The sequence below is a fragment of the Providencia sp. PROV210 genome (assembly GCF_028479445.1).
Taxonomy (GTDB): Bacteria; Pseudomonadota; Gammaproteobacteria; order Enterobacterales; family Enterobacteriaceae; genus Providencia; species Providencia rustigianii.
This window is the reverse complement of record NZ_JAMPNQ010000024.1, coordinates 31,738-44,530: the sequence shown is the minus strand read 5'-3', so window position 1 is coordinate 44,530 and position 12,793 is coordinate 31,738. Positions and strand designations below refer to the sequence as shown.

The window sequence follows — 12,793 nt, the reverse complement described above, 5'->3', positions numbered from 1 at the left end:
ATACTCTGAATTTTTTAGAGTATTTGCTTTATAAGCTTAAGAACCTATCTCATCAATCATTTTAATAATTATTGGTGAGATAGGCTCTGAAACAACGATTTGTTGATTGTATTGCAAGTGCAATACAGTTATATGAGATTTATTAAGGTTTTGCTCAGAAGATATGGTATATTTTACCGCTGCCACGAAAAGAAGTTTATTTTTATCATCAAGTGGTCAAAAAATTTACTGAGTATGCGCAATAACCTGTGAAACAGTTTTGCAAAATGATGCCTTATAATAGGCTCGTTACGTTTAATTCGCAGGTGATGTCATTGATATCCCTTCTGATTTCGCAGGCTCGGTTTGTAGTAAATTAAAGGATATGTTGGCATATTCTATTGGTGTGCTCTGATTGTTTTACATTTGTAAGGCAAACGGGCTTTATACATACTTCATGGTAACAGGTTGAATTATGAGTGCGAATAGCGAAGCTCAAGGAAGTGGACGCAGTGTAGACATCTTCAAATGGGTGATTGTCTGTGCCTTATTAATCGTTGCTATCGTGGGCAACTATTACTTCCGTCAATATAATCTCGCACTGCGTGCGTTTGCAGTTGTAGCTGTAGTTGCTATTGCAGGTGCCGTTGCTTTGTGGACCACTAAAGGTAAAGCAACTCTGGCATTTGCGCGCGAAGCTCGCATCGAGGTAAAAAAAGTCATTTGGCCTACTCGCCAGGAAGCATTACAAACGACTTTGATTGTTGCTGCAGTAACGGCTGTAATGTCATTAATCCTATGGGGATTAGATGGTATCCTAGTGCGTTTAGTTTCATTTATTACAAGCCTGAGGTTATTCTAAATGTCAGATACACCTAAAAAGCGCTGGTATGTCATTCAGGCATTCTCTGGTTTTGAAGGTCGCGTAGCACAGTCTCTGCGTGAACACATCAAATTACATGCGATGGAAGATTATTTTGGTGAAGTTATGGTTCCAACAGAAGAAGTTGTTGAGATCCGTAGCGGCCAGCGCCGTAAGAGCGAGCGTAAATTTTTCCCAGGTTATGTATTAGTGCAGATGGTCATGAATGACGAATCTTGGCACTTAGTACGTAGCGTTCCGCGTGTAATGGGTTTCATTGGTGGAACCTCAGATCGCCCAGCGCCAATTAGTGATAAAGAAGTTGATGCGATCATGAATCGCTTACAACAAGTTGGTGATAAACCACGTCCTAAAACACTGTTTGAGCCGGGTGAAATGGTTCGTGTTAGCGAAGGTCCATTTGCTGACTTTAATGGTGTTGTCGAAGAAATCGACTATGAAAAGAGCCGCTTAAAAGTCTCTGTTTCTATTTTTGGTCGTGCTACTCCAGTCGAATTGGATTTTGGTCAGGTCGAAAAAGCCTAATCGAAGCGACAAACCAGCTTGCAAAAGGCGTGAAATTTGACTACAATTTCGCGCCTTTTGTTTTTTATGCTTGGCAATATGACGTGAAAATGTGATTTTGCGAGGCAATTAATATCACGGGGAGCCTTAAAAATTTAAGGCGCTATTACCCATTTAGAGGAAATATTCATGGCTAAGAAAGTACAAGCCTACGTTAAGCTGCAAGTCGCAGCTGGTATGGCAAACCCAAGTCCACCGGTTGGTCCAGCACTGGGTCAGCAAGGTGTGAACATCATGGAATTCTGTAAAGCGTTCAACGCAAAAACAGACAGCATGGAAAAAGGTTTACCAATTCCTGTTGTTATCACTGTTTATGCAGACCGTTCATTCACTTTCGTAACTAAAACTCCACCTGCAGCAGTTCTGCTGAAAAAAGCAGCTGGCGTTAAGTCTGGTTCAGGCAAGCCTAACAAAGACAAAGTAGGTAAAGTGACTACTGCTCAGGTTCGCGAAATCGCAGAAACTAAAGCTGCGGATATGACTGGTGCCGATGTTGACGCGATGATGCGTTCAATCGCTGGTACTGCTCGTTCCATGGGCCTGGTAGTGGAGGACTAAGAAATGGCTAAACTAACTAAGCGCATGCGCACTATTCGTGAAAAAGTTGATGCAACTAAACAGTATGACATCAATGAAGCCATCTCTCTGCTGAAAGAATTAGCAACTGCTAAATTCGTTGAAAGCGTTGACGTAGCTATCAATCTTGGTATTGATGCTCGTAAATCTGATCAGAACGTACGTGGTGCAACTGTACTGCCACACGGTACTGGCCGTTCAGTTCGCGTTGCTGTATTTGCTCAGGGCGCAAACGCTGAAGCTGCTAAAGCTGCAGGTGCTGAACTGGTAGGTATGGAAGATCTGGCTGATAAAATCAAAGCTGGCCAAATGGACTTTGACGTTGTTATTGCTTCTCCAGATGCAATGCGCGTTGTTGGTCAATTAGGTCAAGTTCTTGGTCCACGTGGCCTGATGCCAAACCCTAAAGTTGGTACTGTAACTCCTAACGTTGCTGAAGCAGTTAATAATGCTAAAGCTGGTCAGGTTCGTTACCGTAATGACAAAAACGGAATCATCCATACCACTATCGGTAAAGCTGATTTCGATGCTGACAAACTGAAAGAAAACCTTGAGTCTCTGCTGATCGCGCTGAAAAAAGCAAAACCAGCTTCTGCTAAAGGTATTTTCATCAAGAAAATCAGCCTGTCCACCACTATGGGCGCAGGTGTTGCTATCGACCAATCTGGTCTGTCAGCAGCAGTTTAATTCCATTAGCTTTGGCTAATTGGTAATTAGACTTTACCTTTGCGTTGAATTTGTATAAAATTTGACGCCTCGAGTTTGTTGGGTGTAGAAATACGCTCAACAAACCACAAATTTCGGTATGGAGTCTGGCCTTTCCAGACCCCGTCCAAGACCGCAGGTGTAGTTTATTAGTTATTAGTAGCTACTTAATTTACCTGCGTAGACGGTGACAGAGATACCTAGAATTTCATTCTGGATTTCTATTCTGCTCACCGTGTTTTAGCGCTCTTACATAATGTTGTGTTCGAGTGAAGTGAGTCCCGGGATTTTCCCGGTTAATCCAGGAGCAAGAAGCTAATGGCACTAAATCTTCAAGACAAACAAGCGATTGTTGCTGAAGTCAGCGAAGTAGCCAAAGGCGCGCTTTCTGCAGTTGTTGCTGATTCACGCGGCGTAACTGTAGCAAAAATGACTGAACTGCGTAAAGCAGGTCGCGAAGCTGGCGTTTACATTCGTGTTGTTCGCAACACTTTGATTCGTCGTGCTGTTGAAGGTACTTCTTATGAAGTCCTGAAAGACGCGTTTGTTGGTCCAACCTTAATTGCTTTCTCTAACGAACATCCGGGCGCTGGCGCTCGTCTGTTCAAAGAGTTCGCGAAAGCGAATCCAGCATTTGAGATTAAAGCTGCGGCCTTTGAAGGTGAGTTAATCCAGGCTAAAGATATCGATCGTCTGGCAACTCTCCCAACTTACGAAGAAGCAATCGCACGCCTGATGGCAACCATGAAAGAAGCCGCTGCCGGCAAATTGGTTCGTACTCTGGCTGCACTGCGCGATCAGAAAGAAGCTGCATAAGCCCTTTCCTTCGTTGCTTTTTAACGTATAAACTATTTCTGAATTTTAGGAACACTTGTTATGTCTATCACTAAAGACCAAATCCTTGATGCAGTTGCAGAAATGTCTGTAATGGACGTTGTTGAACTGATTACTATGATGGAAGAAAAATTCGGCGTTTCTGCTGCTGCAGCTGTTGCTGTTGCTGCGGGCCCAGCTGAAGTTGCTGAAGAAAAAACTGAGTTCGACGTTGTTCTTTCTGCTGTTGGCGCAAACAAAGTTGCTGTCATCAAAGCAGTACGCGGCGCAACTGGTCTTGGCTTGAAAGAAGCTAAAGACATGGTAGAGTCAGCTCCAGCAACTATTAAAGAAGCTGCAAGCAAAGACGAAGCAGAAGCACTGAAGAAAGTTCTTGAAGAAGCAGGCGCTACTGCTGAACTTAAATAAGTTCAAATTCAAGTTCGCAGCCTAACTTATTAGGCTGACGGCTGGTGATTATTTAATCACCAGCCTTTTTGCGCTGTAAAGCGTGATGGGTGTTAACAGCTTTTCACGCAGTTTTAATGTTAACAACAACCCTCCAATACTTCTTTCTATTGACGACTTAATATACTGTGTTCATAGCTACGACCCGCTCGGGTAGCTCGGTAGTGATAACAACACAATGAAATGATTTAAGAGTGATAGCTTCAAGTATTAAGGAAAATATTCATTTTCCATTTCTTCAAAAACGCGTTCCTGTTCTGTCCTTAATCACAGGGCGAACGACTTGGGTCAATGATCAACGAGCTGAGGAAACCAATGGTTTACTCCTATACCGAGAAAAAACGTATTCGTAAGGATTTTGGTAAACGTCCACAAGTTCTGGATATACCTTATCTCCTTTCTATCCAACTTGACTCGTTCCAGAAGTTTATCGAGCAAGATCCTAACGGCCAGAATGGTTTGGAAGCAGCTTTCCGTTCTGTATTCCCAATTCAGAGTTACAGCGGTAATGCTGAACTGCAATATGTCAGCTATCGTTTAGGCGAGCCAGTCTTTGATGTTAAAGAATGCCAGATCCGTGGTGTAACTTACTCCGCGCCACTGCGTGTAAAACTGCGCCTGATCGTTTATGAGCGAGAAGCTCCTGAAGGCACCGTTAAAGACATCAAAGAACAAGAAGTCTACATGGGTGAAATTCCACTCATGACTGAAAACGGAACTTTCGTTATCAACGGTACAGAGCGTGTTATCGTTTCTCAGTTACACCGTAGCCCTGGTGTATTCTTCGACAGCGATAAAGGTAAAACACACTCTTCAGGTAAAGTGCTGTATAACGCACGTATTATTCCTTACCGTGGTTCATGGCTAGATTTCGAATTCGACCCGAAAGATAACCTGTTTGTACGTATTGACCGTCGCCGTAAATTACCTGCGACCATTATTCTGCGTGCAATGGATTACAACACCGAAGAAATCTTAAACCTGTTCTTCGATAAAACTGTATTCCAAATCCGTGATAACAAACTGATGATGACTCTGGTTCCAGAGCGTCTGCGTGGTGAAACTGCTTCTTTTGATATCGAAGCTAACGGCAAAGTCTATGTTGAAAAAGGCCGTCGTATCACTGCACGTCATATTCGTCAGTTAGAAAAAGAAGAAGTTAATAGCATCGAAGTTCCTGTTGAATATATCGCAGGCAAAGTCGTTGCAAGAGATTATATCGATGAAAGCACTGGTGAGCTGATTTGTGCAGCAAACATGGAACTTTCATTAGATATGTTGGCACGTCTGAGCCAGTCTGGTCATAAAACAATTGAAACATTGTTTACTAATGACTTAGACCACGGTGCTTACATCTCTGAAACGGTTCGTGTCGACCCAACTAACGATCGTTTAAGCGCATTGGTAGAAATTTACCGTATGATGCGTCCTGGTGAGCCACCAACACGCGAAGCCGCAGAAAACCTATTCGAAAACTTATTCTTCTCTGAAGATCGTTACGATTTATCTGCTGTAGGTCGCATGAAATTCAACCGTTCACTAAACCGTGAAGAGATTGAAGGTTCAGGCATCCTGAGCAAAGAAGATATCATTGAGGTAATGAAAAAACTCATTGAGATCCGTAACGGTAGAGGTGAAGTGGATGATATCGACCACTTAGGTAACCGTCGTATTCGTTCCGTTGGTGAAATGGCTGAGAACCAATTCCGTGTAGGTCTGGTTCGTGTTGAGCGTGCAGTGAAAGAGCGTCTTTCTCTGGGCGACCTTGATGCATTAATGCCACAGGATATGATCAACGCTAAGCCAATTTCAGCCGCAGTTAAAGAGTTCTTTGGTTCCAGCCAGCTGTCTCAATTTATGGACCAGAACAACCCACTGTCTGAAATCACGCACAAACGTCGTATCTCTGCGTTAGGCCCAGGTGGTCTGACTCGTGAACGTGCGGGCTTCGAAGTACGTGACGTTCACCCAACTCACTACGGTCGTGTATGTCCAATCGAAACGCCGGAAGGTCCAAACATCGGTTTGATCAACTCATTATCTGTTTATGCACAGACCAATGAGTACGGTTTCTTAGAAACCCCTTACCGTTTAGTTCGTGATGGCATCGTAACGGATGAAATCCATTACCTGTCTGCAATTGAAGAAGGTAACTTCATCATTGCTCAGGCAAACACCGTATTAAGTGACGATGGTCGTTTCATTGAAGAACTGATTACTTGTCGTAACAAAGGTGAATCAAGCTTATTCAGCCGTGAACAAGTTGAATATATGGACGTTTCGACTCAACAGGTTGTTTCTGTTGGTGCGTCTCTGATCCCATTCCTTGAACACGATGATGCTAACCGTGCATTGATGGGTGCGAACATGCAACGTCAAGCGGTTCCTACTTTACGTGCTGACAAACCATTAGTCGGTACTGGTATGGAACGTGCAGTAGCGGTTGACTCCGGTGTTACAGCGGTAGCAAGACGTGGTGGTACAGTCCAATACGTTGATGCTTCTCGTATCGTTATCAAAGTTAACGAAGATGAGATGTATCCGGGCGAAGCTGGAATCGATATCTATAACCTGACTAAGTACACTCGTTCTAACCAGAACACCTGTATTAACCAGATGCCTTGCGTATCTTTAGGTGAACCAGTTGAACGTGGTGACGTGTTAGCTGATGGTCCTTCAACAGACCTCGGTGAATTGGCTCTTGGTCAAAACATGCGCGTGGCATTCATGCCATGGAATGGTTATAACTTCGAAGACTCCATCTTAGTTTCTGAGCGTGTTGTTCAAGAAGACCGTTTCACAACTATTCACATTCAGGAACTCTCTTGTGTGTCTCGTGACACTAAATTAGGGCCTGAAGAAATCACAGCGGATATTCCAAACGTTGGTGAAGCAGCACTGTCTAAACTTGATGAATCCGGTATCGTTTATATCGGTGCAGAAGTGAAAGGCGGCGATATTCTGGTTGGTAAAGTAACCCCTAAAGGTGAAACACAATTAACGCCAGAAGAGAAACTGCTGCGTGCTATCTTCGGTGAAAAAGCGTCAGACGTTAAAGACTCTTCTTTACGTATTCCTAACGGTGTTTCCGGTACAGTTATCGATGTACAGGTATTTACCCGTGACGGCGTAGAGAAAGACAAACGTGCTTTGGAAATCGAAGAAACTCAGTTACGTGATGCGAAAAAAGACTTAACAGAAGAACTGCGTATTTTTGAATCTGCATTGTTCTCTCGTATCCGTTCTGTGTTAATCAGCGGTGGTATTGAAGCTGAGAAACTGGACAAACTGCCTCGTGACCGTTGGTTAGAATTATCATTAGCGGACGAAGAGAAACAGAACCAGTTAGAACAATTAGCTGAACAGTATGACGAACTGAAATCTGACTTCGAGAAAAAACTGGACGCGAAACGTCGTAAAATCACCCAAGGTGATGATCTGGCGCCAGGCGTACTGAAAATTGTTAAGGTTTATCTGGCTGTTAAACGTCAGATCCAACCGGGTGATAAAATGGCGGGTCGCCATGGTAACAAAGGTGTTATCTCAAAAATCAACCCAGTTGAAGACATGCCTTACGATGAAAACGGTAACCCAGTTGATATCGTTCTGAACCCGCTGGGCGTACCATCACGTATGAACATCGGTCAGATTCTGGAAACCCACTTAGGTATGGCTGCTAAAGGTATTGGTGAAAAAATCAATGCTATGCTTAAACAGCAGCAAGAAGTTGCCAAACTGCGTGAGTTCATCCAGAAAGCTTATGATTTAGGTGATGATCCACGTCAGAAAGTTGACTTAAGTACTTTCTCTGATGAAGAAGTTATGCGTTTGGCTGAGAACCTGAAAAAAGGTATGCCAATTGCAACACCAGTATTTGATGGTGCAAAAGAGAAAGAAATTAAAGAACTGCTGAAACTGGCTGGTTTACCAACCTCAGGTCAGATTACATTGTTCGACGGTCGTACTGGTGAGAAGTTTGAGCGTCAGGTTACGGTTGGCTACATGTATATGCTGAAACTGAACCACTTGGTTGACGATAAGATGCACGCCCGTTCAACTGGTTCTTACAGCTTGGTTACTCAGCAGCCGCTGGGTGGTAAAGCGCAGTTCGGTGGTCAGCGTTTCGGGGAGATGGAAGTGTGGGCACTGGAAGCATACGGTGCAGCTTATACTCTTCAAGAAATGCTTACTGTTAAATCGGATGACGTTAACGGCCGTACGAAGATGTATAAAAACATCGTCGATGGCAGCCATCAGATGGAACCTGGCATGCCGGAATCTTTCAACGTATTACTGAAAGAAATCCGTTCACTGGGTATCAACATCGAACTGGAAGACGAGTAATTCGTTTTGCGCCGGAAGGTCTGATTTTCAGTCTTCCGGCCGATGTAAGTACTGGGATTTGGCGAGAGTGGCTTGACCTCTCGCCCAATAGGTCTAACTCCGACAGGAGCATTTTGTGAAAGACTTAATAAAGTTTCTGAAAGCGCAAACCAAGACCGAAGAGTTTGATGCGATCAAAATTGCTCTGGCATCACCTGACATGATCCGTTCATGGTCATTCGGTGAAGTTAAAAAGCCAGAAACCATAAACTACCGTACGTTCAAACCTGAGCGTGATGGTCTTTTCTGTGCGCGTATTTTCGGGCCAGTAAAAGATTACGAATGTTTATGCGGTAAGTACAAACGTTTAAAACACCGTGGTGTGATTTGTGAGAAGTGTGGCGTTGAAGTTACACAAACTAAAGTCCGTCGTGAGCGTATGGGTCATATTGAACTCGCATCTCCGACTGCACATATTTGGTTCTTAAAATCACTGCCATCCCGTATCGGTTTGCTGCTTGATATGCCACTGCGTGATATCGAACGCGTTCTGTATTTTGAATCATATGTTGTTGTTGAAGGCGGTATGACCAGCCTTGAACGCGCACAGATTCTGACAGAAGAGCAATACTTAGATGCGCTGGAAGAGTTCGGTGACGAATTTGACGCGAAAATGGGTGCGGAAGCAATCCAAGGTCTGCTGAAAAACCTCGATCTTGAGAACGAGTGTGAAACGCTGCGTGAAGAGTTAAACGAAACTAACTCTGAAACTAAACGTAAAAAGCTGACTAAGCGTATCAAACTGTTAGAAGCGTTCATTCAATCTGGTAACAAACCAGAGTGGATGATCTTAAACGTTCTGCCAGTTTTACCACCAGATTTACGTCCATTAGTTCCATTGGATGGCGGTCGTTTCGCGACTTCAGATCTGAACGATCTGTATCGCCGCGTAATCAACCGTAATAACCGTCTGAAACGTCTTCTGGATCTGGCTGCGCCAGACATCATCGTACGTAACGAAAAACGTATGCTGCAAGAAGCGGTTGATGCACTGTTAGATAACGGTCGTCGTGGTCGCGCAATCACTGGTTCTAACAAACGTCCTCTGAAATCTTTGGCCGATATGATCAAAGGTAAACAAGGTCGTTTCCGTCAGAACTTACTTGGTAAGCGTGTTGACTATTCTGGTCGTTCTGTAATCACCGTAGGTCCATACCTGCGTCTGCATCAGTGCGGTCTGCCTAAGAAAATGGCTCTTGAATTATTCAAACCATTTATCTATGGCAAATTAGAATTACGTGGTCTGGCAACAACCATCAAAGCTGCGAAGAAAATGGTTGAGCGCGAAGAAGCGGTTGTTTGGGATATCTTGGATGAAGTTATCCGCGAACACCCAGTTATGCTGAACCGTGCACCAACACTTCACCGTCTGGGTATCCAAGCTTTCGAACCAATTCTGATCGAAGGTAAAGCTATCCAATTGCACCCATTAGTTTGTGCGGCATATAACGCCGACTTCGATGGTGACCAAATGGCGGTACACGTTCCTCTGACTCTGGAAGCTCAGTTAGAAGCACGTGCGTTGATGATGTCAACAAACAACATTCTGTCACCTGCAAGTGGTGAGCCTATCATCGTTCCTTCTCAGGACGTTGTATTGGGTATCTACTACATGACGCGTGACTGCGTAAACGCGAAGGGCGAGGGCATGGTATTAGCCGGTCCTAAAGAAGCTGAGCGCGTTTACCGTTCAGGTCATGCTTCACTGCATGCCCGCGTTAAAGTTCGTATCACTGAAGAAGTTAAAGACAGTGAAGGTAACATTACGATTAACACTGGTTTAGTTGATACCACTGTTGGTCGTGCAATTTTATGGATGATCGTACCGAAAGGTCTGCCGTACTCTCTGGTTAACCAGGCGTTAGGTAAAAAAGCGATCTCTAAAATGCTGAATACTTGTTACCGCGTACTGGGTCTGAAGCCGACTGTTATTTTTGCCGACCAAATCATGTATACCGGTTTTGCCTATGCGGCACGTTCTGGTGCATCGGTTGGTATCGACGATATGGTTATTCCAGAGAAAAAAGCTGGGATCATCGCTGAAGCCGAAGCAGAAGTTGCAGAAATTCAGGAACAGTTCCAGTCTGGTCTGGTTACAGCAGGCGAACGTTATAACAAAGTTATCGATATCTGGGCTGCAGCAAACGAACGTGTTGCTAAAGCGATGATGGAAAACTTGTCTACTGAAGCTGTCATCAACCGTGATGGTGAAGAAGAACAACAAGTTTCATTCAACAGTATCTTTATGATGGCCGACTCCGGTGCTCGTGGTTCTGCTGCGCAGATTCGTCAGCTAGCGGGTATGCGTGGTCTGATGGCTAAGCCAGATGGCTCAATCATCGAAACACCAATCACGGCAAACTTCCGTGAAGGTCTGAACGTTCTCCAGTACTTTATTTCTACTCACGGTGCTCGTAAAGGTCTTGCGGATACCGCATTGAAAACTGCGAACTCCGGTTATCTGACTCGTCGTTTAGTTGACGTTGCTCAGGACTTGGTCGTCACTGAAGATGACTGTGGTACTCACGAAGGTATCCTGATGACTCCGGTTATCGAGGGTGGCGACGTTAAAGAACCACTGCGTGAACGTGTACTTGGACGTGTAACTGCAGAAGATATCCTGATCCCAGGTACTGCAGATATTCTGGTTCCACGTAATACACTGTTACACGAAAAACTGTGTGACCTGTTAGAAGCTAACTCTGTTGACAGCGTGAAAGTACGTTCCGTTGTAAGTTGTGAAACTGACTTCGGTGTGTGTGCTCACTGTTATGGTCGTGACCTTGCTCGTGGTCATATCATCAACAAAGGTGAAGCTATCGGTGTTATCGCGGCACAATCAATCGGTGAGCCGGGTACACAGCTGACGATGCGTACGTTCCACATCGGTGGTGCGGCATCTCGTGCGGCAGCAGAATCTAGCATCCAAGTTCGTAACTCTGGTACCCTGAAACTGTTTAATGCGAAATACGTCACTAACACGGAAGGCAAACTGGTTATTACTTCTCGTAATACAGAACTGCGTCTGATTGACGAATTCGGTCGTACTAAAGAGAGCTATAAAGTTCCTTACGGTGCGCATCTGACGAAAGGCGATGGAGCTTCAGTAACTGGCGGTGAAACCGTTGCAAACTGGGATCCACATACAATGCCAGTTGTCAGTGAAGTATCAGGTATCATCAGCTTCTCTGACATGCTTGAAGGTCTGTCAATGACTCGTCAAACTGATGAGTTAACCGGTCTATCTTCAATCGTTGTTATGGATACCGCTGAGCGTACCAGTGCTGGTAAAGACTTACGTCCTGCACTGCGTGTAATCGATGCAAATGGTAAAGATGTTCTGATTCCTAACACAGACATGCCTGCTCAGTATTTCTTACCGGGTAACGCAATTGTTCAGTTAGATGACGGTGTCTCTATCAATGCCGGTGATACTTTAGCGCGTATTCCACAAGAATCTGTGGGTACTAAAGATATCACGGGTGGTCTGCCACGCGTTGCTGACTTGTTCGAAGCACGTCGTCCGAAAGAACCTGCAATCCTGGCAGAAATCAGCGGTATTATCTCGTTTGGTAAAGAAACCAAAGGTAAACGTCGTCTGGTTATCACGCCATTAGATGGTTCTGAGCCGTACGAAGAGATGATCCCTAAATGGCGTCAGCTGAACGTGTTCGAAGGTGAAATTGTTGAACGTGGTGACGTAGTATCTGATGGTCCAGAGTCTCCACATGACATCCTGCGTCTGCGTGGTGTTCATGCTGTGACTCGTTACATCACCAACGAAGTTCAGGAAGTTTACCGCTTACAAGGCGTTAAGATTAACGATAAACACATTGAAGTTATCGTTCGTCAGATGCTGCGTAAAGTTACCATCGAAGATTCAGGAAGCTCTGAATTCCTCGAAGGTGAGCAGGTTGAGTACTCTCGCGTTAAAGTTGCGAACCGTAAACTGGAAAATGAAGGTAAGATTCCAGCTAACTTTGGTCGTGATCTGTTGGGTATTACTAAGGCATCTCTGGCAACAGAATCCTTTATCTCGGCAGCATCGTTCCAAGAAACGACTCGCGTACTGACAGAAGCTGCGGTAGCAGGTAAACGTGATGAGCTGCGCGGTCTGAAAGAGAACGTTATTGTTGGGCGTCTGATCCCAGCGGGTACTGGTTTTGCGTATCACCAAGATCGTATTCGTCGTCGTCATCTGAGCGATGTTGTGGATGCTCCACAAGTTAGCGCAGACGAAGCAACAGCGAACTTAGCAGAACTGTTAAATGCAGGCTTCTCTAGCGATAATCAGAACTAATCACTGATTTAGCAAAGTAGCTTGATAGAAACCGGTGTCGAAAGGCACCGGTTTTTTTTTGTTTTATCCATAAATTTTTGAGCTGTTATTACAACGAATTTATTTTCTAATGACTACGGTGA

General features: G+C 44.5%; 8 protein-coding genes. All 8 read left to right on the top strand.

Annotation, left to right across the window (positions count from 1 at the left end; translation table 11 throughout):
• Positions 1-454 precede the first annotated feature (454 nt).
• The 8 genes from secE to rpoC all read left to right on the top strand — a co-directional run bounded on the left by secE (position 455) and on the right by rpoC (position 12,671).
• Positions 455-841, top strand: coding sequence for a preprotein translocase subunit SecE (gene secE / locus PR761_RS16635; RefSeq protein WP_006813689.1), 387 nt, complete (start codon positions 455-457; stop codon positions 839-841).
• A complete protein-coding gene (gene nusG / locus PR761_RS16630; protein ID WP_006813688.1) occupies positions 842-1,387 on the top strand; it encodes a transcription termination/antitermination protein NusG in 546 nt (181 codons plus the stop codon). It abuts the gene before it with no gap.
• A gap of 168 nt (positions 1,388-1,555) precedes the next feature.
• Entirely contained in the window at positions 1,556-1,984 is a 429-nt protein-coding gene (rplK, locus tag PR761_RS16625; RefSeq protein ID WP_006813687.1) for a 50S ribosomal protein L11, read from the top strand.
• 3 nt (positions 1,985-1,987) lie between these two features.
• A complete protein-coding gene (gene rplA, locus PR761_RS16620; protein ID WP_006813686.1) occupies positions 1,988-2,689 on the top strand; it encodes a 50S ribosomal protein L1 in 702 nt (233 codons plus the stop codon).
• Positions 2,690-3,025: 336 nt separating this feature from the next.
• The gene (gene rplJ, locus PR761_RS16615) at positions 3,026-3,523 is read left to right on the top strand and encodes a 50S ribosomal protein L10 (protein WP_006813685.1); all 498 of its coding nucleotides are present in this window, start codon (positions 3,026-3,028) and stop codon (positions 3,521-3,523) included.
• 60 nt (positions 3,524-3,583) lie between these two features.
• The gene (gene rplL, locus PR761_RS16610) at positions 3,584-3,949 is read left to right on the top strand and encodes a 50S ribosomal protein L7/L12 (protein ID WP_006813684.1); all 366 of its coding nucleotides are present in this window, start codon (positions 3,584-3,586) and stop codon (positions 3,947-3,949) included.
• A 354-nt stretch (positions 3,950-4,303) separates the two neighbouring features.
• On the top strand, positions 4,304-8,332 hold the full coding sequence (gene rpoB / locus PR761_RS16605) for a DNA-directed RNA polymerase subunit beta (RefSeq protein ID WP_039854517.1): 4,029 nt from the start codon (positions 4,304-4,306) through the stop codon (positions 8,330-8,332).
• 115 nt (positions 8,333-8,447) lie between these two features.
• Positions 8,448-12,671: a DNA-directed RNA polymerase subunit beta' gene (rpoC, locus tag PR761_RS16600; protein ID WP_006813682.1), complete on the top strand. Its 4,224-nt coding sequence runs from the start codon at positions 8,448-8,450 to the stop codon at positions 12,669-12,671.
• Positions 12,672-12,793: the final 122 nt, after the last annotated feature.